The 26,365-nt window shown below is 56.7% G+C and carries 28 protein-coding genes and 1 tRNA gene; 14 read left to right on the top strand and 15 right to left on the bottom strand.

What is annotated here, in order from left to right; all coding sequences use genetic code 11:
* Position 1: 1 nt before the first annotated feature.
* From deoC to FHT86_RS17070, 7 genes are all read right to left on the bottom strand, one after another.
* Positions 2-775, bottom strand: a complete 774-nt coding sequence (deoC, locus tag FHT86_RS17100; protein WP_133708023.1) for a deoxyribose-phosphate aldolase — start codon at positions 773-775, stop codon at positions 2-4.
* Positions 772-1,578 (bottom strand): purine-nucleoside phosphorylase, encoded by an 807-nt coding sequence (locus FHT86_RS17095; protein WP_133708022.1) that lies wholly within the window; start codon positions 1,576-1,578, stop codon positions 772-774. Before FHT86_RS17095 ends, deoC begins: the two co-directional genes overlap by 4 nt.
* On the bottom strand, positions 1,575-1,967 hold the full coding sequence (locus FHT86_RS17090; RefSeq protein WP_104821630.1) for a cytidine deaminase: 393 nt from the start codon (positions 1,965-1,967) through the stop codon (positions 1,575-1,577). The genes FHT86_RS17095 and FHT86_RS17090 overlap by 4 nt, the downstream gene beginning before the upstream one ends.
* Before the next feature lie 3 nt (positions 1,968-1,970).
* Entirely contained in the window at positions 1,971-2,942 is a 972-nt protein-coding gene (locus FHT86_RS17085; RefSeq protein WP_133708021.1) for an ABC transporter permease, read from the bottom strand.
* A gap of 10 nt (positions 2,943-2,952) precedes the next feature.
* Positions 2,953-4,056, bottom strand: a complete 1,104-nt coding sequence (locus FHT86_RS17080) for an ABC transporter permease (protein WP_133708020.1) — start codon at positions 4,054-4,056, stop codon at positions 2,953-2,955.
* A gap of 7 nt (positions 4,057-4,063) precedes the next feature.
* Positions 4,064-5,575, bottom strand: a complete 1,512-nt coding sequence (locus FHT86_RS17075) for an ABC transporter ATP-binding protein (RefSeq protein WP_133708019.1) — start codon at positions 5,573-5,575, stop codon at positions 4,064-4,066.
* Between the two features lie 80 nt (positions 5,576-5,655).
* The gene (locus FHT86_RS17070; protein ID WP_133708018.1) at positions 5,656-6,651 is read right to left on the bottom strand and encodes a BMP family protein; all 996 of its coding nucleotides are present in this window, start codon (positions 6,649-6,651) and stop codon (positions 5,656-5,658) included.
* 59 nt (positions 6,652-6,710) lie between these two features.
* Between FHT86_RS17070 and FHT86_RS17065 the strand changes: the two genes are divergently transcribed.
* Complete coding sequence (locus tag FHT86_RS17065; protein WP_133708017.1) at positions 6,711-6,959, top strand: hypothetical protein; 249 nt, start codon at positions 6,711-6,713, stop codon at positions 6,957-6,959.
* 173 nt (positions 6,960-7,132) lie between these two features.
* Here FHT86_RS17065 and FHT86_RS17060 read toward each other — a convergent pair whose 3' ends face one another.
* The 3 genes from FHT86_RS17060 to FHT86_RS17050 form a co-directional block, all read right to left on the bottom strand.
* The gene (locus FHT86_RS17060) at positions 7,133-8,008 is read right to left on the bottom strand and encodes an NAD(P)H-binding protein (protein ID WP_133708016.1); all 876 of its coding nucleotides are present in this window, start codon (positions 8,006-8,008) and stop codon (positions 7,133-7,135) included.
* Positions 8,009-8,156: 148 nt separating this feature from the next.
* The gene (locus FHT86_RS17055) at positions 8,157-8,975 is read right to left on the bottom strand and encodes an AraC family transcriptional regulator (protein WP_133708015.1); all 819 of its coding nucleotides are present in this window, start codon (positions 8,973-8,975) and stop codon (positions 8,157-8,159) included.
* A gap of 58 nt (positions 8,976-9,033) precedes the next feature.
* The gene (locus FHT86_RS17050; protein ID WP_133708014.1) at positions 9,034-9,351 is read right to left on the bottom strand and encodes a hypothetical protein; all 318 of its coding nucleotides are present in this window, start codon (positions 9,349-9,351) and stop codon (positions 9,034-9,036) included.
* Between the two features lie 234 nt (positions 9,352-9,585).
* Here FHT86_RS17050 and FHT86_RS17045 point away from each other — a divergent pair.
* The 9 genes from FHT86_RS17045 (at position 9,586) to FHT86_RS17005 (ending at position 19,437) form a co-directional block, all read left to right on the top strand.
* Positions 9,586-9,675: transfer RNA gene (locus tag FHT86_RS17045), tRNA-Ser, on the top strand.
* 355 nt (positions 9,676-10,030) lie between these two features.
* Entirely contained in the window at positions 10,031-10,600 is a 570-nt protein-coding gene (locus tag FHT86_RS17040) for a hypothetical protein (protein WP_133708013.1), read from the top strand.
* Positions 10,601-11,058: 458 nt separating this feature from the next.
* The gene (locus FHT86_RS17035) at positions 11,059-12,084 is read left to right on the top strand and encodes a ParB N-terminal domain-containing protein (protein ID WP_133708012.1); all 1,026 of its coding nucleotides are present in this window, start codon (positions 11,059-11,061) and stop codon (positions 12,082-12,084) included.
* A 199-nt stretch (positions 12,085-12,283) separates the two neighbouring features.
* Positions 12,284-12,475 carry a hypothetical protein gene (locus FHT86_RS17030; RefSeq protein WP_133708011.1) on the top strand — a complete coding sequence of 64 codons (192 nt, stop codon included), beginning with the start codon at positions 12,284-12,286 and terminating at the stop codon, positions 12,473-12,475.
* Positions 12,465-13,955 (top strand): DEAD/DEAH box helicase, encoded by a 1,491-nt coding sequence (locus FHT86_RS17025; protein WP_133708010.1) that lies wholly within the window; start codon positions 12,465-12,467, stop codon positions 13,953-13,955. The genes FHT86_RS17030 and FHT86_RS17025 overlap by 11 nt, the downstream gene beginning before the upstream one ends.
* Positions 13,956-13,979: 24 nt before the next feature.
* Entirely contained in the window at positions 13,980-15,002 is a 1,023-nt protein-coding gene (locus FHT86_RS17020) for a ParB N-terminal domain-containing protein (RefSeq protein ID WP_133708009.1), read from the top strand.
* A 214-nt stretch (positions 15,003-15,216) separates the two neighbouring features.
* Positions 15,217-16,242 carry a DGQHR domain-containing protein gene (locus FHT86_RS17015; RefSeq protein ID WP_133708008.1) on the top strand — a complete coding sequence of 342 codons (1,026 nt, stop codon included), beginning with the start codon at positions 15,217-15,219 and terminating at the stop codon, positions 16,240-16,242.
* Entirely contained in the window at positions 16,235-17,866 is a 1,632-nt protein-coding gene (locus FHT86_RS17010; RefSeq protein WP_133708007.1) for a radical SAM protein, read from the top strand. Before FHT86_RS17015 ends, FHT86_RS17010 begins: the two co-directional genes overlap by 8 nt.
* Complete coding sequence (locus FHT86_RS17005; RefSeq protein WP_133708006.1) at positions 17,863-19,437, top strand: ATP-binding protein; 1,575 nt, start codon at positions 17,863-17,865, stop codon at positions 19,435-19,437. Before FHT86_RS17010 ends, FHT86_RS17005 begins: the two co-directional genes overlap by 4 nt.
* 225 nt (positions 19,438-19,662) lie before the next feature.
* Here FHT86_RS17005 and FHT86_RS17000 read toward each other — a convergent pair whose 3' ends face one another.
* Both FHT86_RS17000 and FHT86_RS16995 read right to left on the bottom strand, forming a co-directional pair.
* Positions 19,663-20,430: a hypothetical protein gene (locus FHT86_RS17000; protein ID WP_133708005.1), complete on the bottom strand. Its 768-nt coding sequence runs from the start codon at positions 20,428-20,430 to the stop codon at positions 19,663-19,665.
* A gap of 299 nt (positions 20,431-20,729) precedes the next feature.
* Entirely contained in the window at positions 20,730-21,212 is a 483-nt protein-coding gene (locus tag FHT86_RS16995; protein WP_133708004.1) for a hypothetical protein, read from the bottom strand.
* Between the two features lie 268 nt (positions 21,213-21,480).
* Between FHT86_RS16995 and FHT86_RS16990 the strand changes: the two genes are divergently transcribed.
* Both FHT86_RS16990 and FHT86_RS16985 read left to right on the top strand, forming a co-directional pair.
* The gene (locus FHT86_RS16990) at positions 21,481-22,038 is read left to right on the top strand and encodes a hypothetical protein (protein ID WP_133708003.1); all 558 of its coding nucleotides are present in this window, start codon (positions 21,481-21,483) and stop codon (positions 22,036-22,038) included.
* A gap of 6 nt (positions 22,039-22,044) precedes the next feature.
* Positions 22,045-22,503 carry a hypothetical protein gene (locus FHT86_RS16985; RefSeq protein ID WP_133708002.1) on the top strand — a complete coding sequence of 153 codons (459 nt, stop codon included), beginning with the start codon at positions 22,045-22,047 and terminating at the stop codon, positions 22,501-22,503.
* Here FHT86_RS16985 and FHT86_RS16980 read toward each other — a convergent pair.
* A complete protein-coding gene (locus FHT86_RS16980) occupies positions 22,495-22,710 on the bottom strand; it encodes a hypothetical protein (protein WP_133708001.1) in 216 nt (71 codons plus the stop codon). The genes FHT86_RS16985 and FHT86_RS16980 overlap by 9 nt on opposite strands.
* A 315-nt stretch (positions 22,711-23,025) precedes the next feature.
* On the opposite strand from FHT86_RS16980, the gene FHT86_RS16975 reads away from it, so the two are divergent.
* On the top strand, positions 23,026-23,412 hold the full coding sequence (locus FHT86_RS16975; RefSeq protein WP_133708000.1) for a hypothetical protein: 387 nt from the start codon (positions 23,026-23,028) through the stop codon (positions 23,410-23,412).
* Positions 23,413-24,103: 691 nt separating this feature from the next.
* Entirely contained in the window at positions 24,104-25,210 is a 1,107-nt protein-coding gene (locus FHT86_RS16970; protein ID WP_133707999.1) for a hypothetical protein, read from the top strand.
* Here the strand turns inward: FHT86_RS16970 and FHT86_RS16965 are convergent.
* On the bottom strand, positions 25,201-25,530 hold the full coding sequence (locus tag FHT86_RS16965) for a helix-turn-helix domain-containing protein (protein WP_133707998.1): 330 nt from the start codon (positions 25,528-25,530) through the stop codon (positions 25,201-25,203). The two genes, FHT86_RS16970 and FHT86_RS16965, sit on opposite strands and share 10 nt — an antisense overlap.
* An 88-nt stretch (positions 25,531-25,618) precedes the next feature.
* Positions 25,619-26,158, bottom strand: a complete 540-nt coding sequence (locus FHT86_RS16960; protein WP_281413688.1) for a recombinase family protein — start codon at positions 26,156-26,158, stop codon at positions 25,619-25,621.
* Positions 26,159-26,365: the final 207 nt, after the last annotated feature.

Raw genomic sequence — 26,365 nt, 5'->3', positions numbered from 1 at the left:
CTCAGTATCCGGAAGCCGCCGCGGTGGACTGCCCGCCGCCGAGCACGTTCAAGATATCGTCGAGAAGACTCGACGCGCCGAAGCGGAAGGTCGAGGGCATGGCCCAATCCGGCGCCATGATGGTTTCGGCGAGGCTGAGATAGAGGGCCGCATCACCAACGGAGCCGATGCCGCCCGCCGGCTTGAAGCCCACCTTGCGGCCACTCTGGCGGATCGCCCGCAGCATGATATCGGCGGCTTCCAGGGTCGCGTTGACGGCGACCTTGCCGGTAGACGTCTTGATGAAATCGGAGCCTGCCTCGATTGCCAGTTCTGAGGCGCGCTGGATGAGCGCCACGTCCTTGAGTTCACCGGTTTCGAGGATAGTCTTCAGCAGCACCGGTCCCGTGCATTCGGCCTTGACGGCGGCAACCATGTCGGTGACGGCCTGCTCGTTGCCGGCCAGCAGCGCACGATAGGGAATGACGAGATCGATTTCGTCCGCACCATCGGCGATCGCCTCACGCGCCTCGGCGGCGACGTCGGCCACTTCCATATCGCCGGCCGGGAAATTCACCACGGTCGCGATCCTCACGGCATGGTCGGTTCCGAGAATACCGCGCGCCTGAGCAACGAACCGCGGCCAGATGCAGATAGCGGCGGTGTTGCCATAGGGCGACTGGGCCCGGGCGCAGAGCGTCTCGATCTGGGCCGGCGTGCAATCGTCCTTGAGATTGGTGAGATCGAGAAGGGAAAGCGCAACGGCCGCCGTTTCTCTAAGGGAATGGCTCGTCATTGTTCGTTTCCTCCGTCCGCAATCATTTCTTTCAAGATGGCAGCAAGGCGAGCGCCGCCAACCGGGGCCATGTCCTTCGTCTCTTCATGCGTGAGCTCGGCGCCGGTCATGCCAGCCCCATAGTTAGTGATGACGGAGGCGGCTGCAACCCTCAGGCCGAAAAGACGCGCAAGAATAACTTCCGGCACCGTCGACATGCCGACCGCATCGGCGCCCATGATGCGCGCCATGCGGATTTCCGCCGGAGTTTCGAAGCTCGGGCCGGAGAACCACATGTAGACGCCGTGCGACAGCTTGATCTCGGCCTTTTCCGCTGCCTTGCGCATTCGCATGATCAGGTCGGTATCATAGGCATTGGTCATGCCGACGAAACGCTTGTCGCTTTCCTCGCCGATCAACGGGTTCATCCCCGAATAATTGATGTGATCCGTGATCTGCATCACCGATCCCGGCGACATTTCCTCGCGCAGCGATCCGGCGGAATTGGTGAGGATCAGCGTCTCGATGCCGAGACCCTTCAGGGTTTCGATCGGCACGCGCATGGCATTGGCGTCACCCTTCTCGTAATAGTGCACGCGGCCGGACAGCATGATGACCGGCACGTTACCGAGATAGCCGACAACCAGTGTTCCGGCATGGCCGGAAACGGCGCTGACGGGGAAATCTGGAAGGTCGGCGTACGGAATGCGTACCGCATCCCGCACCTCGTCGACCAGGGAACCAAGGCCGGAGCCCAGGACTATGCCGTAGCGCGGCTGGAGATCACCGAGCTTTGCGGCCAGGATTTCGACGGCGGCGCTCATCCCAGTATCTCGGTTTCGAAGCTGAAGGGCAGCATCTCGTCCATGGTCATGGTCTTCTTCACGCCGGTTTCGTCGCAAAGATAGATGCGCGTTTCCTTGCTGGCGAACTCGGCGATCTTCTGCCGGCAGCCGCCGCAGGGCGGGCAGAGCGGCAGTTTTTCGGCAATGACGGCCATTTCGACGATCTTCTTGGCGCCGGCCATGATCATGTGGCTGATCGCAGTCGGCTCGGCGCACCAGCCCTGCGGGAAGGACAGGTTTTCGATGTTGGCGCCGGTATAGACTTTGCCATCCTCCGCGCGGATCGCCGCGCCGACAGGAAATTTCGAATAGGGTGCATGGGCAAAGGCCATCGCTCCGCGGGCGGCCTCGAACAGATCATGCGACATGGATCAGCGCTCCTTGGTATAGGGCACGCCGCCCGCCTTTGGCGGTTTGGCGACGCCGATGAAGCCTGCAAGCAGGATGCAGGTCAGAATATAGGGCAGCGCCTGGAAAATCTGTACCGGCACTTCGCCGATGCCAGGCACCGCCTTGCCCTGCATGAAATTGGCGAAAGCATCGAGGAAGCCGAAGAGCAGGCAGGTGAACATGACCGGCACCGGTTTCCACTTTGCAAAGATCAGCGCCGCCAGCGCGATATAGCCCTTGCCCGCCGACATGTTGTTGATGAAGGCCGCCGACTGGGCGATGGCAAGATAGGTGCCGGAGAAGCCGCAGAGAATGCCGGCGACGATCAGCGACCGATACCGGAGCCACTCGACGGAGATGCCTGCCGTATCGACGGCGCCCGGATTTTCGCCGACAGCGCGCAGGCGCAGGCCGAAACGGGTGCGATAGAGGATCCACCAGGAAATCGGCACGGCGAGAAAGGCGAGATAGGTGAGGATATTGTTGCCGGAGATGACGTTGGCATAGAACGGCCCGATGAAGGGCACGTCACGGATGGCGTCGGCGCCCGGCAATGTGATCGAAGCGAAACGCGCGTCGGCCGGCAGCGTCGGCGTGCGCCCGCCCTGACCGAACCAGGCCTGGCCGAGCACAATGGTCAAACCCGCGGTCAGGAAGTTGATCGCAACGCCGGAGACGATCTGGTTGCCGCGATTGGTGATCGAGGCGAAGCCATGAAGCAGGCCAAACGCCACCGATGCGATGATACCGGCGCCGAGGCCGGCCCAGGCCGAGCCGGTGACGGACGCGACGCAGGCAGCGGCAAAGGCGGATGCCAGCATCTTGCCTTCGAGACCGATATCGAAAATGCCGGCGCGCTCGGAAAAGAGCCCGGCGAGTGCGGTGAAGATCAGCGGAATCGACAGGCGGACGGTCGAGCCAAGTATGCTGATGAGAAGATCATAATATTCCATCGTCCGATCCTCACGTCCTGGCGAATTTTTGATAGACGCGCACCAGCGCGGGACGGAACATATATTCGAGGGCACCGGCGAACAGGATGACCAGTCCCTGGATCACTACGATCATGTCACGCGTGATGTTGGGCATGTCGAAAGAAAGCGCATCGCCGCCCTGATAGAGAATGCCGAACAGGATTGCCGCCAGGATGATGCCGAAGGGATGGTTACGACCCATCAGCGACACGGCGATGCCGACGAAACCGGCGCCGAGCACGAATTCGACCTGCAGGCGGGCCGATGAACCCATGACCGGATTGAGCGCCATCATGCCGGCGAGACCGCCGGAGATCAGCATGGCGATGATGACCGTGCGGGCATAAGGAATGCCGGCATAGACGGCGGCCGTCGGGCTGAGGCCGAGCGTTCGCATTTCGTAGCCGAGCTTGGTGCGCCAGACGAGCACCCAGACGAGGAAACACATGACCAGCGCGATCAGGAAGGAAACATTGAGCGGTGCCGCGCCGATGGTCGAACCGAAGATGCCCATCAGCCAATCGAGCTTCGGCAACTGGCCGCCCTCAAGGAAGGTGCGGGTTTCCGGCGCCATCTTGCCCGGCACGATCAGCACATGCACCAAGATGAAGTTCATCATCGCAGAGGCGATGAAATTGAACATGATGGTGGTGATGACGACGTGGCTGCCGCGCTTGGCCTGCAGCCAGGCGGGAATGAGAGCCCAGAGCGCGCCGAATACAGCCGCACCAATGACCGCGAAGGGCATCGTGACATACCAGGGCACGTATCTGTCGAGCGTCAGTGCCACGAGGGCGCAGCCGAGGCCGCCGACATAGGCTTGGCCTTCGGAGCCGATGTTGAACAGGCCGGCATGAATGGCGACGGCGACCGACAGGCCGGTGAAAATGAAGCTTGTGGCATAGTACAGCGTAAAGCCAATGCCTTCACCGCTGCCGAGTGCGCCCTGCAGGAGCAGGTTCAACGCATCCAACGGACTCTCGCCGATAAACCAAACGACGAGGCCAGAGATCAGGAAGGCGATGACGAGATTCAGAATGGGAATCAGACCATAGGTGATCCAATTGGGGAGCGGAACGGAAGCAGTGCTCATCAAGGCCTCATGCGGCAATGCCGGCCATCATCAGGCCGAGTGTCTGTTCACCGGCGTCAGCCGTTTTCTCGCCGACGACGTGGCCGGCGAACATGACGAGGATGCGGTCCGAAAGCGCGCGGATTTCATCCAGCTCCACCGACACCAGAAGGATTGCCTTGCCAGCATCCCGCATCTCGATAATGCGGCGATGGATGAATTCGATGGCGCCGATGTCGACGCCCCGCGTCGGCTGGCCAATCAGCAAGGCTTTCGGATCGCGCTCGATTTCGCGGGCGACGACGATCTTCTGCTGGTTGCCGCCGGAGAAATTGGCAGTCTTCAGCCGGGCGTTCGGCGGGCGGATGTCGTATTTCTCGATCTTCTCCATCGCATCCTTGCGCATGGCGTCGAGATCGAGCATTCCACCACGGCCATATTTGGTGTCGCGGTGATAGCCGAGCATCGAGTTTTCGTATTCCTCAAACTTGAGGACGAGGCCCATGTGATGGCGATCCTCGGGAATGTGTGCAAGGCCAAGGTCACGCAGCGCCGCGGGATCGGCCGTGCCGATTGGCTTGCCGTGCAGGTGGATCTCGCCCGACGCGGGCTTGCGGATGCCGGCGATCGCCTCCAGCAGCTCCGACTGGCCGTTGCCCGCCACACCCGCGATACCAACGATCTCGCCGGCGCGGACATCGAAAGAGACATTGTCGACCATGGTGACGCCACGGCCGTCCTTGACGGTCAGATTGCGCACGGAGAGCACGACCTCGCCCGGATGGGCAGAGCCTTTTTCGACCCGCAGCAGCACGCGGCGGCCGACCATCAGCTCGGCAAGCTCTTCGACGGTGGTTTCCTCCGTCTTGCGGGTGGCGACCATTTCGCCGCGGCGCATGACAGACACCGTATCGGTGATCGCCATGATTTCGCGCAGCTTATGGGTAATCAGGATGATCGTCTTGCCCTGGTCGCGCAGCACGCGGAGAATGCGGAACAGATTGTCCGCTTCTGCGGGCGTCAGAACACCGGTCGGTTCGTCGAGAATAAGGATTTCGGCGCCGCGAAACATAGCCTTCAGGATCTCGACACGCTGCTGCTGACCGACCGGAAGCTCCTCGATCAATGCGTCCGGATCGACTTCCAGGCCGTAATCCGTCTCTAGCCGCCTGAGTTCTGCGCGGGCGGCGGCGACGCCCTTGGCCAGCAATGCGCCGCCTTCGGCGCCCAGCATGACGTTTTCCAACACGGAGAAATTGTCGACCAGCATGAAATGCTGGTGCACCATGCCGATGCCGGCGGCGATGGCCGCCTGGCTGTCCCGGATGGCGATAGGATTGCCGTTGATGCGGATCTCGCCGCTGTCGGCATGATAGAAGCCATAGATTACCGACATCAGAGTCGATTTCCCGGCACCATTCTCACCGATGATTCCGTGGATCGAGCCCTTGGCAACGGTCAGATTGATGTCTTTATTGGCGTGGACGGCACCGAACTTCTTGTCGATGCCCACGAGTTCGATGGCAGGCGTTTGGCTCACTACGCAGCTCCAGAAACCAGACTTCCGGATAAGAAAAGGGCGTATGACGTTTTGAATGCGTCATACGCCCTTATTTCATATCAGCTCTTCGGGCAGGCGTTGTCGGTCGTGTAGTCGTGCACCTTGATCGTGCCGGCAATAATGTCGGCGGTCGCCTTGTCGACGGCGGCCTTCATTTCCGGCGTGACGAGCGGCTTGTTGTTGTCGTCCATGGCCGCGCCGACGCCCTCTTCCTTGAGGCCGAGTTCCTGCGTGCCAGGTGTGAACTTGCCGTTCTTGGCATCGGTGAAGGCGTTGTAGACGGCGAGATCGACGCGCTTGACGACGGAGGTCAGAACCGAACCCGGATGCAGGTAGTTCTGGTTGGAGTCAACGCCGACGGAAAGCTTCTTGTTGTCGGCAGCCGTCTGCAGCACGCCGAGGCCGGTGGCGCCCGCCGCCGCATAGACGACATCAGCGCCCTGGTCGATCTGGTTCTTGGTAAGCTCGCCGCCGCGAACCGGGTCGTTCCATGCAGCACCGGTCGTGCCGGTCATGTTCTGGAAGACTTCGATCTTCGGGTTGGTGGCGCGGGCGCCCTGCTCATAGCCACATTCGAACTTGCGGATCAGCGGAATGTCCATGCCGCCGACGAAGCCGATCTTGCCGGACTTCGAAGCCATGGCCGCCATGACGCCGGCAAGGTAGGAACCTTCATTTTCCTTGAACTTGACGGAGCGAACGTTCGGCAGATCGAGGCTGTCGTCGATCAGAACGAATTGGGTCTTCGGATATTCGGCGGCAACCTTCTGGAGAGCGGACGTCCAGGCGAAGGACACGGCGATGACCGGATTGAAGCCCTTGCTGGCGAAGTTGCGCAGTGCCTGTTCGCCCTGGGTGTCGCCCGTCGGCTCGAAGTCGCGGTAGGCGACGCCGGTTTCCTTCTTGAACCTTTCGGCGCCATTATAGGCCGCTTCGTTGAAGGACTTGTCGAACTTGCCGCCGGTGCCATAAACGATCGCCGGCTTGATGTCGGCCGCAAGCGCGGTTGCCGACATGGCAGCCAAGGCGAAAAGGGTCAAAAGGGATTTTTTCATGAGTTGCAGCCCTGTTGTTGCTATCTTGTTGGGTCCTCCCGCAAGCCCGTTGACCGGACATGTCTGCGGAACCGCCGACCTCCCCCGAGGCCAAGCTGGCGCGCATCCTTGCATGGCTGCACGAAAAATTCACGAGAAATTTTTCAGTTGGTAAAGATTTGTGGGAATTGCCAAAAACCCGCCCAAAGGAGCTGATTTTTGGACATTTTCGCCCTCAAACTGCGATTTTATTAGCCAACCAAGGGTCCGATGCAGGTATCGCGGCGACAAACCCGAGCCATCGCCGTACTGGCGGCGGGTTGCCTTGATACGCTCGCGATCTACATAAGCAAGGCTGTCCAAAACACACCGGATCGCCTGATTTCAGACCGGAAGAAGGCGATCCCGTCTGCATCGATGATCACGCGGGGCGATCAAAAATCGGCCAACTCGTCCGAAAACTTTCGCGCGAGCGGGCGCCGCCGCGTCGAGACCCCTTCCCTCACAAGAAACCTTTCATCATCGAAGCCAGAACCTTCCGCAGATCGGTTCGACCTTGTCTTACGTCTCCACCTGGCTCAACGTCGATCCGCCCGGCATTGTGGGCGTCATACATCGCGGCAACCAGTTCGGCATAGCTTGCGCCAAGCCCTCCTCGAGCGAGCGCCGGAATCCAGTCTGGGCGAGGCATCTCCCGGGCGGCAATTTTCCGGCCGACGAGCTCTCCAACCGTCCACGCGACGTCTTCGACGCTATAGCGATCCGGCCCCTCCGCGTGGACGATGTTGAGCGGAGCATGAACACCGGATAGCAGCAATTCACCCGCAATGACGCCGACATCGGAAGCCGACACGGTGGGAAATAGTTTGGTTGCCGGATGATGCAGGCTTGGCAGCACGCCGGTCTCGACCGCATGTCCGACCACGCGGCTCCAATTCTCCATGTGCTCGGCGGAGCGCAGAATGGTCAGAGCGGCGGGGAGCTTCTTCAGTTCTGACTCCAGGTGATGGAAAGTCAACGTAATGCCGGTGTCAGACGCGAGATGCGCGCCATAGTCGGAAATTGCCAGAACTGAGCTCGGCCGGTTCCGGTCGAGCGCATGGACGATCGTTCTGATGCTGTTTTTCATCTCCGCGGCTGCGTCGTCTGCCCGAACACCCGTGGGGCAGATGATCTGCACGGCTGTCGCGCCTCTCATGCTTTCACTGAGAGCCTCACTGTCCTGAATGTCCGCAACGGCGATATCGCAACCCATGGCGCGCAGGTCATCGGCGCTATTTTGACGTCGAACGACGGCTCTTACCGGTGCACCATGGCGGCGGAGCTCGCCAATCGTCGCCCGTCCAATCTTTCCGGTCGCCCCTAAAACTACGAACATCTCTCACATCCTCAAACGTTTCATCGCGGATGGAGAGCATGCTGTTTTTATAGGTCCTGTCGCACAGGATCGGACGATGAAGAGCAAAAACGGGCAGTATATTTTCGCGTCGGCGCCTCACAACAATGGCCGCTTGACGTTCTCCAGATTATTGCCTCATCCGGGCGATGTTGGCCGGCGTCACACCAAGAACACGCTTCATCGCCTGTGCCATATGGCTCTGATGGGCGAAACCGGTGGCCAGAGCAATCTGGCTGATCGGCAGTTCCCCCGCTACAAGCAAGCTTCTAGCGCGCTCCACTCTGCAGCGGATCACATATTGATGAACCGGCATACCGTATGTACGGCGAAACAGCACCTTTAGATGCGATACGCTGATTGCCGCCACGTCTGCCAATTGTGCCAGCGATAAATCCTGATCGAGATGGGATTCGATGAACTCGACCAGCCTGCGCTTCTGGCTTGATGAAAGCTTTTGCCTGGCGGCGGTGGTCGTCAGGTTGAAGGGCCCGCTGATGAGCCGCACCGCCAGCGCCTTTCCAAGGCTTTCGACGAACAGGCGATCGGAGGGTTCATCCATCCTCATTTGCGTCTCCAGCGCCAAGGCGATGTGCTCGATACCTGGATCGCGATGCTGGAACTTAGGAATGACGGCAACGCTGTCGGGATCGATCTCCAGATCCTCCGCCGCACTGCGCACGATCGCAGGGTTTATCCAGAGCCGCAGAATCGAGCAATCGGCATCGTCCTCCCACTCGCCATCCAATCCCGCCGGAACGATATCGATATCGCCATGCGACTGGACGCGACGGTGCTGCCTGCCATCGCACCGGCATGACGCATTGACGGGCGCTCCGATATGAATTCCAAGACGGTGAAATGGTGACGCGGGGATGCGCGTAAGGCCCGCCGCGATATTCCGGCGCTCCGCTTTTATGCCAAAGGTGCCAACGCCATCGTCAAGCAAGTTCCCTCTCCCGTCTCCATCGCCCGGTTGACTGAATTCTTATAGCGTCCAGGCGGTCTCAAACGCTGAAGCGGCCCGCAACAGGCGGCTTCTTGTAGGCAATCATCCAGAGAAGCAGCGAGATCACCAGGAACACCGCGAAGGCCGGCTGGAACAGCAGCCACTGGACTGCCAGATTGTAAAGGCGCGGATGGATATAGTAGGAAATCAGAGACTGGACGGTCGTAAGCGATGACGGGCTGACATCCTTCCAGGCGTCTCCCATCGGGGTCAGCACGACTGCGGAGGCTGCGACCGATTGGATGGAATCGATGGTCCCGGCGATCACCGCAACAACCAGCGCAACAAGGCTGGCAAAACGCAACAAGAAACGCATCGACCCCTCCGAATACTCATTACCCATCGGCCATACACGACTGGCCAATCGCACTCTGCCCCATCCATCTCCTTAGATAAGTTGAGAGCCAGATAAGCGCAATGGAGGAGAGGCCCGGAGTTTTCTGTCCGCAAGTCAAAAATCTGTCAGATTCAGGTTGATCCTGAGAAATTCATCGGTATATATCGCGGCCGTTCCGACGATTTGCCTCCTGACCGGTTGCGAAACGCCAAAGGACAGGTGGCCGAGTGGTTTAAGGCGCACGCCTGGAACGCGTGTGTACGTGAAAGCGTACCGAGGGTTCGAATCCCTCCCTGTCCGCCATGAACTTCTCGTAAGTGATTGAAAAATCGTAAATTTTTAGAAATCTTTGACCTGTACTTGCACCATTGCTTGCACCATTGTCGCCTTATTGTTCAGCGCCGTGTCAGACATATGGGCAATTGCCGCATGCGGACGGTGGAAAACGGGGGAGGTTAAGCGTGGATGGACAATCAAACCTTATCGGCGCCCCGTCTGAGCGTTCAAGCCAGCCGCTACGCTCTTTCCCGAAACACACAGACGTCCGGTTTCCTGGACGTGCCTGCAAAGCCGTGCTGATAGCTTAGAGCCAGATGATATGTTTTACTTAGTGTCTCGGCCAAACCGTATCCATGGCAGCAACGGATGATAGGTTTCGATGCCCCAGAGGAAGAAGCGGCGGAAGACACCTGATGACGAATACACATTTCTCGCCATCCGCGTTGAAGGTTACGAGGCGAATGTTGAAGCCGCCATCAATCATGATGTTTTCGCTCCCCAATTCGCATGGAACGCAGATGACGACCACCCGCTGTTGGTGTTCAGAACGCAGTTGGTGATCGTCGGAGTCGCCACCTATCCCGAAAAAAGAGGAGGCGACACTTATGAGCTCACGTTCTATGCCAACAATATGAGCTCAGATGATATTCATGCGACGCTCAAAGATGTGCAAGCGCGCGATGAGCATGGCTCGCCCAAGTATCGTTCCTATCGTGGTCGACAGATCCCGATTTACAATGCACCGAAGGGAATGGGGCTTATCGATAAGGTGCGTGGCGAGCCCCGTTGGTCTGCTTGGCTGCGCGTTTCGCCGTGCTTTGTCAGCGACGCGCTCACGCTATTAGGCAACGGACGGCGCCTATTTCTGGCCATGCACGAGCGCAAGAGCGATCGAACCCGCTGGATTCAAAGCGTTAGTCTCCAGACGACCGACCCAGCTGCAGAATAGAAGACGCTGAAAAGCGCGCACATTGGCGCCCGGCGACTAACGTGGGGCCATTCAAGATTCAAGATTATCTTCGTCTGCGTTCTATAAGGTTCGCGGAGCATTTGCATCTTTGATTGCACCTTTGTTGACTGGAGCTTGTGATGGGCGCTTGCATGAACCGGGAGGAGGGTGACGGTCTCACCGAGAATTCGGTCTTGGCTGGGAGGCTTGAGCGCTGCTGAATCACGCGTCACAGCCTTGCCAAGTTCGGGCCACGGAGCCTCAAACCCAACAAAAGGCATGGTTATGCCGAATGCATTTACTATTTTGGAAAGCCCAATCTATCCCCCGTTGAGGCTTTGCGCGCTCCACCTCCATTACAATCTCCAGTAAATTCAATGTGCGGTAGTAAAAAAATCAGGATTTTTTAGATTGCCGATGCTACTGTTAATGGTGGTGGAAATCATAGGAGGATAGGCGTGTTCGGTGTGCAGCAACATTTGCCGATTTTTGACGTCGAGCTCGACCGCAACAATCCGCGTATCCGTCGATTTGTCGAAGGGTTCGAAGGTGAGCTAACCGACGACAATATCCAGCTCGCCCTCGATATCGGTGGTGACGATGGCGACACCAGCAAGGGTGTATCGGGCGCGGACAAGCTGCGGAATTCGATTTTGGCAAATCGCGGGATCATGCAGCCGATTATCGTCTGTCGGAACGAAGCTGGACGATATCTGTGTATCGAAGGAAATACCCGCCTCTTTATATATCGCCAGTTTCACGAAAACGGAGTTGCGGGCGATTGGTCGACTATACCCGCTATCGTCCACGAGACACTGGTCGGCGACGGCGTTGATGCCATCAGACTTCAGGCACATCTGGTCGGGCCGCGCGCCTGGGACGCATATTCGAAAGCCAAATATCAGTGGGAGCTTCAAATCAAGCACCTGATGCCCCTGGATCGATTAGTCGAGTTGTGCGGCGGGGACCGCCGGGACGTTCAGAAATCGATTAACGCATACGCGGACATGGAAACTCACTTTCGAAAGCTTCATCAACCGGGCGAATTCTATAACACGCAGCGGTACTCGGGCTTTGTTGAACTTCAGAACACGAAGGTGAAGACGGCTATTTTTCGAGCGGGCTTCTCGCTTGATGACTTCGCCGTCTGGCTGAAGGAGAAGAAGATCGATGGTCTCATCGCCATTCGCCAGCTTCCGCTTGTCCTCGGGGATAAGAATGCAAGGGCGATATTCCTCAAGAAGGATATCAAGGCGGCGCTTGATGCTATAGAGCGGCCCGACATCGGCGCGGACTTGCGCGCGGCCAGCCTTAGCCAGTTGGCGAGGGCAATAACCGAGAAGGCGGAAAAGATCCCGTTCATTGAGATCCAGCGGCTTCGCCAGAACCCGGATGACGATGTAGCGCGTTATGTGCTCGATGCCCTGGACGCGTTGCAGAATTTAGCTGGAGAGTTCCAGCAGCGGAGAGATGATGTCGGGTGAGACGAGGGCGCATACGCTTCTCGTCGAGCGGCTTATATCTCACGTCCGCGCGAGGCATCGCCCGCCCAGCGGGCTCCTGGTACTCGCCGATCATCACACCTTCGGGCACAATCGTCCTCCGCAGATAGCGGGATACACGCCTGATCTTTTCGCCAGTGACTTGCCAGCGACGTTCGAAGTCATTGGTGAAGCGAAAACTATGGCCGACCTCGAGACCAGCCGCTCCCAACGTCAGATATTGGCATTCCTCGACTATTTGTCAGTTCGCCAAGGCTCCAGCTTTTATCTCACTGTGCCTCCGTTTCAGAGACGCCGTTCAGCTGCCATCGTCGATGCACTGCGCACGGCCGCTCACGGCAACATTTCCATTGAGGTCATCGATGGCCTCTGAAACCTCAACACGGCTGAAACGTAACCCATCGCTCAACCTTGGTCTGCGCCATTCAGGCTTCCTTTACCAGCTTGAGGCGGTCGAAGCTGTGAAGGATTTACCCTATGCCGCTCTTTTCCACGAGCAGGGTCTTGGCAAGACAAAGATTGCCATCGACCTTGCGCTCGAGTGGCTGAGAACCGATGCGGTCGATACGGTCGTGTTCGTTACCAAACGCGGCCTTGTTCAGAACTGGCAGGACGAAATCAAGGCTCATTCATATCTCCATCCAACGATCCTGGACCAAAACCATGCCGGAAATTTCTTCGCCCTGAACTCTCCGAGCCCTGTGTTCCTCGTCCATTACGAGGTATTTCGCACCGAACAACGCCGTTTGCGGCTTTTTGCGAAGACTCGGCGCATCGGCGTTATTCTCGACGAAGCACAAAAAATCAAAAACCCGGAATCCGACCTCGCCCGGGCCTTTCATGACATTGCTCCAGTCATGGAGCGCCGCATCATCATGACAGGTACGCCGGTTGCGAACAGGCCCTATGACATCTGGTCACTCATCTACTTTCTTGATCAGGGTGAGTCTCTCGGCCCCGATTTCGAAGTTTTCAAGAACGGCCTCGATCTCAGCAACGACCTTTGGTTGAACGAGAGGCGGCGAGATGCCTTTGAGGACGAACTAGGGGACCTTTTTGATCGGATCCGCGCATTTACCGTCCGGGAGACAAAATTGACGGCCGGGATCCAACTCCCGGAAAAGCGGATTCAAAATATCGCGGTCCAAATGAGTTCACGCCAAAAAGCGCTCTACGACGAGTACCGAACGGATCTTGGCGCATCCATTGTCGTTGATGAGCGGCAGACACTCGACGATGCTGAAGAAAGTCTCAAGCGGCTGCTGCGGTTAGTCCAAGTTGCATCTAATCCGAAACTCGTCGACGATTCTTACACCGAAACCCCGGGAAAATACGCCAAGCTGCATGAGCTTGTGACGCAGGCCATCGGTTCAGGGTCGAAAATCATCGTCTGGACGAGTTTTGTTAAGAACGCCGACTGGCTCCAAATGCGCCTCGCAGAATTCGGAGCCGTGAAAGTGCACGGGGGCGTGGACGTCACAGATCGCAATGACGCAATTGCCAGGTTCAAAGCTGACCCATCGGTGAAAGTTCTCGTTGCGACTCCTGGTGCGGCAAAGGAGGGTCTTACGCTGACGATTGCCAACCATGCGATCTTCTATGATCGGTCCTTCAGCCTCGACGACTACCTTCAAGCACAAGACCGGATCCACAGGATTTCGCAGACCGACACATGTTTCATTTGGAACCTGATTGCGTCGGAATCGATCGATGAATGGGTCGATTCGCTTCTTGCTGCGAAAAGGCTGTCAGCCCAGCTTGGACAGGCCGACATCACTAAAGAGGAATATCGCCGCCTCGCAAATTACGATTTCGGCAAAATGATAAAGGAAATCCTGGGTCTGGAGGCCTAATTGAGGAGGACGAACGAAAAACCTATGTTGAACAAGGTCAGCGAACAAGGCTCGGTCATTTTACGCGGCGCCGAGATTGCCACACGCACCCTCGACGTTGATGTTAGGACCTTGAAATTCTACGTCGATAATCCCCGAATTTACTCGTTTATGCGTGCGGACGGCGTGCAGCCGACACAGACCGATATTCTGGCAAAGCTTCAGACCCTTGAGCACGTCAGGGAGCTCGTACAGGATATCCGTGCCAACGGCGGTCTGATCGACCCGCTGATCGTTCGAGATGGTGATTTCGTCGTTCTGGAGGGCAATAGTCGGCTTGCGGCCTATCATCATCTGATCGGCGAAAACCCTATTTTGTGGGGCAAGGTAAGATGCACTTTTCTACCGGCAGACATCGACGAAAAATCGGTATTCGCTCTGCTCGCGCAGTACCATGTCAAGGGAAAGAAGGACTGGGCGCCCTACGAGAAGGCCGGCTTCGTTTACCGGCGGTTCAAAAATCAGATGGTTGACATCCCGGCCATTGCGAAAGAAATCGGGCTCACCAAAGACGAAGCAAAGCACCTCGTCGCTGTCTATGAGTTCATGATCGAGCACGGCGACGGCGACCGCGAACGGTGGAGTTACTATGACGAGTTTTTGAAGTCACGGAAGATTAGGAAGATCCGTGAAGAGGTGGCGGGGTTCGATGACTTCATTGTTGGCGAAATCCAAGCCGGTCATTTTGGCAAGGCAATGGAGTTACGCGACAAACTTCCCGTTATCTGTACGGCGAGCAGTAAAATCGTCCGGCGCTACGTGGATGGTACCTACGACTTCGCTGAAGCGCATGAGGCCGCCGTCACGGCAGGGGGCGAAAGCCACGTCCTCAACAAATTGATCCGCTTCAAAAAATGGCTAGTCGAAGCGTCAACTGAGGACGACATCCTCGATGCGCCAAAACAGGTCCGGGACCGCATCCAATATGAGTTGAAGGAAATTGAGAAAAAGTCTCGCAAATACAAAGACCTAGTAGAAGCCAAGAAAAACGAAATCGATGCCCAGTGACCCTGGAAAACGTCTCGGTCACAGCTGAGAGCAGCGCGACTGCCACGCACGTAGAGCGCCCTGCGCGGGTCCATATACGTTAACGTTCGCATTCCGAGCAGGACACCATAAAGCTCCAAAACCTGTCGGAAAACACAACGGCGGCGCTTGACTTGCACGCTCAAAACGACGAAATTGCACCCAGGGAATGCAATACTGCGTTGCGGATAATGCTATGTCGGAAGCCTTTTCAATTTTTTGCTCGATCGGCAGCTCTGCCAGTAGGATGGTTCTTCTCGGCTTTGCACCCGCCAAGGTGTTGCACGATCTGAGTTTTCCCGACGTCTTGAATGAGGATACCGGTGCTGGCTATCAGAGGCGCTTTAACTCGCAGCATAGCCAGGATTTTCGGCGCTACATCCGGCAGCCTGGCGCTTCAACTATTCCTTTGACCCTCAATCTCAGACCATCCGCAGGTGCGTGGTCAGTGTGTGAGAAGGGCAATGGACAAGCCGAACTCAAGATCAGTGCCAATGCTGGAAAAATCATGGCGCAGGTTGACTGTCAGCACCGGCTAGGCTTTCTGGGAGAGGTGGATCTGTCCCTTCCGTTCATGTGCTATATCGGCCTCAGCGTTGAAGAGGAGATGGAGGTATTCCGCACGATCAACAGCAAGGCGAAGGGTCTCAGCACCAGTCTGCTCGATTTTCACGATGCGCACCTGGCGGGCGACCTTGCCAACGACCGACCCGAATTGTTCATTGCCCTGCATCTTAACAATGACCCGGAATCACCGTGGCATCGACAGCTTGACCTCGGTGGGACCAGCACGTCCGGCATGACGCGACGGGCATCACTTAGGACGATGCAAAAGGCAATCAAACGCTTCCTGACTGCTACACGAATTCTAAAAACGAAGTCGACCGAGCGAGCCGCCCAAATCGTTCTTGCCTTCTGGAAAGCTGTCTCCGAAGTGCTTCCCGAAGAATGGTCGAACACCCGCAAGCACATCTTGAACAAGGGATTGGGCGTCTACGCTTTGATGGATATTGCCGCGGACCTTTACCGAGAAGCAGCCGATGATAGCCGCCTAGATCGAATTTCGTTCGTGAACGCGCTCACGGACTTCGCTCACCAAGTCGATTGGACGACCAAGGGAAAATTGTATGGATTAGGCGGCGAAGGCGGCGTTCGCCCTGCTGTGGATTACATTCGCGATGTTCGCAAGCGCGCGCATTTGAAAGTCGTCAGCAATGGCTAACAAGAATATCCTGCTCATCGAGCCAGGCTACAAAAACAAGTATCCGCCATTGGGCCTGATGAAGATTGCCCAGTATCATGGCCCCCGTGGCAAGCGTGACCGCGTCCGTTTCATCAAGGGGGAGGACCGCTCGGTTATGAACCAAGCGTGGGACCGGATTTATGTAACGACGCTCTTTTCCTTCGAATATCCGAAGATTTCTCAGTCGGTCGATTTTGCACTCGAAGTGGCTAACGGCCAGGCAGACAAGGTCTTCGTCGGGGGGATTGCTGCATCTCTTATGCACGAGCGCTTTCTCGATGAACGTCGCTGGCATGGCATCCGGTTCATTAAAGGCCTTCTGTCCGATTCCCCTGCGGTATCCCTGCAACTTGATGAGTTCGCCGAGGAACTCTATTCCAGCGACACGAAAGGGCGGCCGATTGAGGATCTCGTCCCGGATTATGATATCCTATCGCAGATCGATTACCGCTACCCCGTGCGAGACGCCTATTTTGCTTACACATCGCGCGGTTGCATTCGAAAATGCCATTTTTGCGGTGTGCCGAAACTCGAAGGAATGCAGCGCGATACCGAGTCGTTGACGGATCTCGTGCGCGCCATCGATGAGCATTACGGTCCGAAGAAGGACCTTATCCTGATGGACAACAATGTTGTCGCCTCAGCCAGGTTCAAGGAAATCATTGCAGAAATCCGCGATCTTGGGTTCGTGCCTGGGGCAAAGCTCATGAGGCCTGGCGCGAAGGTCGCCGTTCAGCGACGTGTCGACTTCAACCAAGGCGTTGACGCCCGGATCCTGTGTAAGGATCCGATGTATCTGCGCGAACTGGCAACGATCTGCTTAAAACCACTCCGGATCGCTTTCGACCATCTCGGCGTCAAGAAACCGTATGAACAGGCAGTGAGATACGCAGCGGAATATGGGCTGACCGAGTTGTCCAACTATATGCTCTATAACTTTCATGATGGACCTGAAGACTTGTTCGAACGTATGCGCTTGAACGTGACCCTCAACGAGGAACTTGGCATCCGAATCTGGTCGTTCCCGATGCGCTATCAACCGACGAACCGCCCCAACCGCGGGCATATCGGCGAGAAGTGGACCCGTTACCAACTCCGCTCGATGCAGATCGTGTTGCAGGCAACTCATGGCATCGTGAGCGGCGCGCCCGACTTCTTCAAGCATGCTTTTGGAGACACATTCGAGGATTATTCCCGTATTCTGATGATGCCGCACGATTTCATATTCAATCGGACTTGGTACGAGCGATACGACCAAGATCAGAAGCTTTACGAATTTCAGGTGGAATTCGCTTCGCTGGATAATTACGAGCGTGCAGAGCTGATGGAACTGCTGTCGTCCCGCGATCCCCGGGAGTTCGTGATGCTCAGCGACTTTGCGGCCAACGATAAGGTTCGCCGCATCCTCCGCTTTTATATTCCGGCGTCCAAGGATGAACTGACCACGATCTGGGCAACGCAAAAAGAACTGATCCGTCTGGAATCGATGTCTGATCTCGGGCTGGCAGAAGACGAGCGCGTTGAAGACGCTGGTTTGGACTATGACGAGGAGAGCATCGCCATTGCTGCAGAGCTCGCACCAACGCAAAGGGCTATGGCATGACAACGGAGGGCACTACACGGATGAGCCGGGCGGCGTTTCTTGCCGCGAAAGCGGAAGGCCAGAGCGAGCCTCTCGAAGAGGTTACGATTGGTCGGGATGTCTTGGAACTGGTTTCCAGTGCGATGTACATCGATCCGATGACTATCTACCGCGAGTATGTGCAAAATTCTGCTGATGCCATCGACGACGCGCGCAGCAACGGCCTGCTTTCTGTCGAAGAAGATGGGAAGGTTTTGATCACGATTGATCCCGCAACGAGAAGCATACGGATTCGCGACAATGGAGCCGGCCTGACGAATGCTGAATTCTCCCGTAAGATGGCGGCACTCGGCGCGAGCGGCAAACGTGGGACAAATGCGCGAGGATTTAGGGGTGTCGGCCGTCTCGCAGGACTGGGCTATGCGCAAGAATTGATCTTCCGCTCCAGGACAGCGTCAGATGCGACCGTGGCTGAATTGACGTGGGATTGCCGGCGGCTGAAGTCGGCCTTGCGTGAAGGCGACGGCGACATACAGAGTCTGATACGTTCTGTTGCGACCTTGAGAAAGAAGACGACCGACGACTATCCAGACCGATTTTTCGAAGTCGAATTGCGCGGAGTTGTTCGTCTGCGCAGCGACAAGTTGATGAGTCCAGCCGCCGTGGACGAATATCTTGGTCAAGTCGCGCCCGTTCCATTCGCGCCGGAATTCAGTTTTGCAGCCAAGATCCGTGAAGCGCTTGCTCCGGTCGTTGCGCTCGGAGAGCTAGATATTCGGATTGAGGGGAACGACCGGCCTGTCTTTCGGCCGCACCGCGACGTCCTTGCGCCGAACGGCCATCCTTCAATTCGATTCAATCGGCTTTCGGTCAGCGAAATCTCAGCGATCGACGGCGATCTTGCAGCGATTGTCTGGGTTCTTCATCATGACTATGAGGGCGCGCTGCCGAATGCTGCTGGCGTGAAAGGGCTGAGGCTTCGCGCTGGAAATGTTCAGATTGGCGAGCATAACCTTCTTGAGGAGTTGTTCCCCGAGATACGGTTTAATGCGTGGGCCGTTGGTGAAATCCACGTTGTCGATCGAAAAATCGTTCCAAATGGCCGTCGGGATCACTTCGAGCAGAATGCCCATTATCACAATCTGACCAATCAGCTGTCACCGGTTGCCAGGGAAATCGCAAATCTTTGCCGCACAAGTTCCATCAAAAGAAATTGGCTTCGAGAGATCGAGCTGCAGAAACATGCTGTGAGAGAAGTTGTGGATGTCTTGTCGCAGGGTGCTGTCGGCGAAACAGAGCGCGCAAAACAGACAGCGCGGGCTGAAGAGAGCTTCTCGCGAATCCAAAGGGCCCTACAACAAAGGGTGTTTATACCCGAAGACATTGCCATTCAATCAGCCGATATAAATACTCTTAGGGCAGAGTTGGAAGCATTAAGTGATGTGGTTCCTGCTACGGGAAATGCCCTTGCTTCTCTCGAGCTCGGTGAACGAAAGTCTTTTGAGCGTTTTTGCGATCTGGTTTACCAATGCTCCCCCTCAACGGCTGCAGCAAAGGCGCTCGTTGACAAAATCCTCGCTAAGCTTTCGTAAACGACCGGGCGTCACAGTTGTTTGCTGTCTGTCGGACCTGAGCCACTGCGTCGCGTGTTAATGTGCCGACCCGGCCCGGTGATCAAAACCGGGTCGGGTGCGATGCGGCTTGATCCATTTGTTCGCTACTAGCGGAGCGGCCGACGTCGTCGTCGATTTGTCAACGATCATATTCTGGACACTGCGTTCTATCGGTGGGGCGCTTCAGCGGCTAACCGAGGCTTTTCATTTGGTGTCTCCTTGCGGGATGTCATCCTTCAAGACGACGCCATCCTTGACGATCTGGCGATAGCCGCCCTTCATCTGGTGCAGCGCGTGATGGACAAAGCCATTGAGCGAGATATGCGGGCGACGATCCTTGAGGATGCGCTCTATCTCTACGCTACCGAAGCGCATCACTCCATAGAAATCGAGGTTTTGGCCAGAGGTGTCCGCCCGTGCTTTGTTGTGCTGCACGTGATCGGCATAGCCGCAGTGGCCCTCGCGCCAGTCGGTCTTGTAGACCAGATCGACGTCACCGATGTCGGCGGCGTCCGTTATAAGGCTACCATACAGCCACACGTCTGTGACGACATAGACATATTCGCCAACATTGATAGCCTCGACCGGGTCGAGGAACGCCTGCAGCTGCTCTATGGCCTTGGCACGGCTCATGCGCTTGACGAATTTAACGCGCGACAGGTCGAGGCCTTTGTCGGTGGGACGGTAACTCTGGCGCTTTCCGTATTCCTCGTGGGTGTCGGTCTCGCCCTTCTCGACATAACCCTCCTCCATCATCTTGGCGAGGAGCGCCGGCGCGCGTTCCGCGGCGGCTTCATAGTCGATGTACTTGTAGCCCCGCTTTTTCTCAAAGCAGACTTCCGCCTGTAGCGCGTACTCGACAGCCTTGAGATAGAACCAGTCGCCCCCGCTGAGGTGTTTGGCGACGATGTCGCGAGCGGTGACGGCAGGCAGACCGATGATGGTCTCGCTCTTCGATAGTTTCATCCCCATGATCTGTAATGTTCCTTTCTTACGATGCGGAGAAGCGGAGCGGCGCAGGTGCCGGCGCTGAGACCGTGACCGCTCCCCGCGACGGTGAACGACCCTTTGCCGCACCATGTGGCCGCGACGCCGAGGTATGGCTGGAGCCCCTACTCCTGCAAGAGCCGCGGGTTGGGTTGGCACCCAAAAGCAAACTATTGGCGGCAATGCGCAAGAGTTTGGTGAAATCGGCAGACACGCCAGATCTAGGTTCTGGTGTGCAGAATGCGTGCCGTTCGGCTGCCAGCGCGGCGGAGCTATCGTTGTTCTCACGCCGCGTCGTTGCGGAAGCCTTGGCTTAGCTCCCAGGCTCGAACGCCGCCCGGGCAAGCGCGACCGCCTTGTCGAGCTTCTCGCCCGTCAGGCTGGCCCACTCCTTGCCGAGGCCTCGTGTCGCTCCGCGCCGGCGGGCGACCGTCAGGGCGAGCCGGTTCTGCATCGCTGCGTCGAAGAGCTGCGCCGCTCAGGCGCAGCTGCGCCCGGAGCCCCTTAAGTGTGCGTCGCACGATCTGATTGCGACCGATCGCACTTGATCCGCCGCCCGGATGCGTGGCATTCTCGGGATGCGAGAGCATCTCGAGCTGCAGTGCTTCGATCTGGTCGAGCGTGAGAACCGTCAGATCTTGCTCCTTGCCGCCTGGGAGCCACTTGCCATAGTCGAGCGAGGTGGAGTAGCCCCAGCCCCGCTGGCCCGTGGTGCCTTCACACTGGGTGATGTAGTCGCGCAAAGCCGTTTCACTCTCGCTGTCCACCTCGACCGCCTTTGCGGGCAAATGCGCCGGAGGAGCGGGAGGGTTTTTCCTTCAGCCAACTCATGAAGGATGAATTTTTCTCCTTTGTATATACGCGCTGCCCGCCCTGCTGGCGTTTCTCTGCTCCCTGGGCGTCGGTAGCCCTCACCCTAAAAACATGCCGCACATCCTCAGCGATTATATTCGGGCACGTCCGGTGATGATGCATCTCAACCGATTGGCAACTTCCAACTGATATCCAGTCCAGACTTGAATAGGATTTTTCTTCATGTCTGATAATAACTTCCCCATTTTCACCGCTATATGCTCAGTCGTATCAGCCGTCGTCGGAGCTGCGGGTGGCGCAGCGTCCGGTGTCGGGCCAGACATTTTCAAGTGGTATGTCGGTGAAACGGTTCCGAGGGCTGACATCACCAAGGAGAAGGACCGTGCCGACGGTCTTCAAAAGACGCTCGATGCCGCGAAGGTCTCTAGCGACAATCAATCGGCGACCATTGGGAGCCTCAACAATAAGATTGCGGGCCTAAATCAAGCCGATCAGAAAATGCAGTCGATTATTGATACGTACCACCGCGAGGCCGCCCGGAAGTGGTTCGTCTATGGCGATGGCTATGTTTTCCCCGGCACGGGCTTAGGCGTCTACCTTGATCATGAGCCAGTGGGTAAAGGTCGATTCTTGATAAAGCTGGGCGGGCAGCCGCGCATAATTACGGTGGGAGAACCTGCGTCTCAACCTATCCCCACCGGGGAGAATTGCACCGTGGTCGCAAGTGAACCAAACCTTGATGGCGTCTACATTACTGCCGACTGTAAGTCAGCATGGTAAGCGACAATGAAGGTTGTCGGGCCGGAGACTTACAAGATTGTCGAAGCCAAAACCGGCTTCAAGGTGGCCAACCTCGATGGGACCGAGCGGCTGGGTAAGCTCGCCACGTCTACGATGCCAAAGGTGTATGTCGTGAGCTTGGGCGGTTGGCCGGTTTACGTGGGCGCGACCAAACAGCGACTTCGCACCCGGATAGGAATGAAGCCGCTCGAAGGAAGCGGATACTACGGCTACCAGTTCAAAGATGATGGGCGTGGCCTTACGCTTTGTGTCTGGGCTCATGCAGACGCTGAGAACCGGAACCATCTAGACATGGAAACCGTCGAGGCGGAGCTTGTGTTCCTCATTCGCCGAGCGGGCCAATGGCCACTCTTCCAAACCGAAATCCACTTTCACCCTTCGCACGAGTACCACCGAGAGGTAGCCAAGCAGATGTTCGACTCATACTCGCGGCGATCACTGTAGCTCGTTTGAACCGTTGGACGCACCAGCGTACAGGTCAGCAAGCCAGGTCACAGCCGCAAGGATGGTTTGGCCAGACTGAATGCCGTCTTTTTCCGGAAGCTCCCGAAGATCGGTCAGGATGCCTTTCATATGTCCCTTGTCGTCGCGAAGGAATATTGGCGCCGCCTGCCTCCGTATCGCTGCAACAAGGCTTTCCACGTCCTGCATTGGTGCCTGATCAAACCATTGCCTAATCTTTTCCTTGTAAGTTTACGGATCAGCTTGGTGGCAGCTCGGGATTGGCCCCAGCGCTGGCCGATGGACTCAATTACGTCCGGAGCGCGAGTCTTCCAAATGGACCGTAGCTATACCCCTTTTGAATAGCTTTACAACTTAGGCGATTCGGCGCAGTCTCCTCCCTTGGTTGTGAATCCGCGAGTGCGCCTCTACCATGAGTCGGAACCTATAATGCCGAACTCAATGATATAAGTAATCTGAGGACATTGCAGCGACGAAATCGAAGAAAAGGAAAGGGAGTCTCCGATGGCCGACATAAACGCAGCCTTAGACAAACTGATGGCCGATGCAATCTTTCAAGCCCAAGGGATGGTGCGGCTAATGACCCTGAGTTGCCCAGGCGGGGAACACGGCTTGAACCCGTCCGGCTACGAAGGGTTTGTCAACTCCAGTAACGAGGTTGGGAGGATTCTCGTTGACTTAAGATTGCAGTTGGCAAGAGGCGAGGTAAGCAATGCGGCTCCACAGATCGACGCCGTTGAAAATACTTTGGAACAAATGATCGGAATGGTACACAACGGTTGTTCTGGGGGGCCCAGCGGGAGGGATCCGTTCCACTATGGCGATGTAATCAATATCAAGCAAAGGGTGCTGGGAAGCCTGGACGCGGTGAAGGCGATCTTGGGAGCCTAGGGACTGTAGACATTCATCGCAGCGCAAGGAAGGCTGCGACGAGGTGGAGGGCCGCCGCGAAACTGTCCGTCTTGTCATAGCGGGTCGTTACGCGGTGGCGCGCTCCGACCAAGTCGCTGACGCGCCTGTTCGTGGGCTTCCACACTGCTGTCGCCGCAGCAGGCGCTCCAACTCAGCAGAGCTCATTGGCAGATCGCGAACGGCCTGCACTTGCTGGTCGGTCTCCGAGGTTGTGCCGCAATAGATACAGCGATCGGCAGCGCCATAGCGCCTTGTGATGCGTTCGCTGTTTTCCTTGGGGGGAAAACCTCGCAGCCGCTCCCACGTGATCACCTCTGAGATGTGTGACCCCAATTTGTATTGTATGCAAAGCTGTAGGTAGCGAGACGGCCGGCAAGCCGTTCCGTGAGTAACTCCAATTCGCTACCGCTAGACTGGTTCTTGCATAGGCTCTATCTCGGCCGCCATAAAATAGAGAAGTGGCTTTGCACGGCGGGCTCTGGTTTATACTGCCGCACACCTTCCCGTTGGTTCAGGCAAGCCAAATATAAAATGTGCCTTTTCGGTTGAATTCCGTGAACATCTATTCGTCGATAATATACAAAGATACAACCTGAATACGTCTTAATGTTTATTGATTACATGCAATCGATAGATTTAAGATTGCTCCTTGAGCAAGGAGGGCTCCTCAATGAAAACATATTTGGCTATGCTTTTCATGCTGTTTTTCTCAGATATTGTCTACGCCCAACAAATAGATTGCTCACTATTATTAAAACCAAATAATGTATCTTTTCAATCAAGCGAGAGCCTAAAATTATCATACCTCCAATTAATAACTAAAGATAACTTCGCCGAATCAAAACAAGCCTTTGACTCAGGTGGAAGCATTATCGTCGACGGCCTTCCAATGAGCGGCTATGCCAACTATTCCGACTTCTCTCAACACCGCCAGCACGAGTTTGAGAAATATTCTTTCAATTATTCGCGGGATAATTCTGAGAAATACGTAGCTTCTACGGTCGATGACAATGCAAGAGCGGCCTACATTAAGTGCCAAAAGATCGCACAGCAAGGAAGTATTGGACTAAGAGCATACGTTGAGCGTGTCACGGATACACATGTTTCGATCAGCCTTCATTGGTCTCCCCCTCCTAACGGGGCAGGGACTCGGCTGACGTTTGTTCCCGTTTCCGGAGTCATTGCTGCTTCAGCTCATTTTCCAACGCACATAGCAGCAAATGCAACGCTTCCCGTCGAAGTCGACAGAACCGCAGGGAAAGCATTTTCGCTAACAGTGGCAGCCAAGGATTATCAACCGGTTTATATCGACGTACCCCTCCCTCCTGTGGTCATCGATGCGCCCGCTTGGAGTCACTCGGGCTTCAAGCCAAGATTTACCGTCCTTGTACATGCGCAAAATATAGGGGATATGACTGGAACAGAGGGGAGTTGGGTCGGAACCAAAGGGCGTGGCCTTCGCCTAGAGGGAATACAGATAACCGGTCTGACCGATGTTCCAAACCTCTCGCTGCAGTACATGTGCCACCTGCAGAACATAGGGGACACACCATGGTATTCTGAGGGGCAATTCTGTGGAACGCGCGGGCAGTCTAGACGAATGGAAGGATTTGCCATCAGACTGACGGGCGCTCCGGCTGACGAATTCGATGTAAGCTATCAGTGTCATATCGCAAAACAAGGGGACTCTCAGACGTTTTACAATGGACAGTTTTGCGGCACTCGTGGCCTAGGGCGTTCAGTTGAGAGCGTAGATATTGTGGTTACTCACAAATAGGAAGGATCGATACGGCAACACATAGACCCTCCGTTAGCCTGCGCCAGCGCCGCCCGCTGAGTATCGTTCAACCGTGACTTGGGCCCAGGAGCCTTGCCGTTGATCAGCCCGTCAGGGCCATGCGCTTTGAATCGCATGACCCAGTCCCGCACGATTTGAAGCGTGACATTGCCCAACCGCGCCGCATCCGAGCGCGAGCCTCGGTCATAGATCGAGGCAAGCGCCAGGAGACAGCGTGCCTGCGCGGCATCCCTGGTCTGGCGTGCCAGACGCCGCGAAAGCTCTGCGCGTCGAAATCCTCTCGCAACGAAATTGCCCATTGCAAATCTCCGCTTTGCACCAGAGATTCAGATTCATCGCGTTTTGGGAAGCCCGTGAGTCGAATTCAGCAAGACGCCGTATAAACCCTCAATCCGTACCCACAACCCTACCCTCGGCCGTATCTACTGCCGGCGCGCGCTTCAAGGCGTTCTGGACCGTTGCCACGCTGAAAGCCACACTCTTCGCGATCGAGCGGAAGCTTTCGCCCGCCGCCCGCCGCGCCCGTATGTCAACGGCGATTTCATCCGTCACCAGTTTCGGTCGCCCGCCCGTCCGGCCTTCGGCCTTCGCCCGCACGATCCCTTCCATTTGGCGTTCTCGCCGGATCGCCGTTTCGAACTCGGCAATGAGAGCGAGAATACCCATCACCAGCTTTCCGGTCCGGCTCGTCGTATCGACGGCCGCATCATCCAGCACCTTGAACGCCACGCCCTTATTCTCAAGCATGGTCACGATGGCGTAGAGGTCTGCGGTAGAGCGTGCCAGGCGGTCCAGTTTCGTCACCAGCAGCGTGTCGCCCTCGCGTGCATAATCCAGGCAGCTTTTCAGCTCTTCGCGCTCACGGTCCACGCCAGAGCGCTTTTCCTGAAAGATTTTCATCGCACCCGCCGTCTTCAGTCGATCCAACGGCCTTCGATGAACAGAATTCGCGCTGGTGTGGATTAGTCAGCGCAGCCCGTGTTCCTTATGGGACGGTCCGCTTTCGAGTGCCGAGGATCGAATAGCAGCCGTTGAAGAAGGATTGATCTCAACGATGAATTCCGACCCCGCGGTCGACATTCAGTGGCTTCACCGAGTCAGCGCGCAGGGACTGCCTGCCTCCTGACATAGCCT

This window comes from Rhizobium sp. BK313, assembly GCF_014193655.1.
Taxonomy (GTDB): domain Bacteria; phylum Pseudomonadota; class Alphaproteobacteria; order Rhizobiales; family Rhizobiaceae; genus Rhizobium.
The sequence above is the reverse complement of the archived record's forward strand: the minus strand, read 5'-3'. Positions and strand labels throughout refer to the sequence as shown.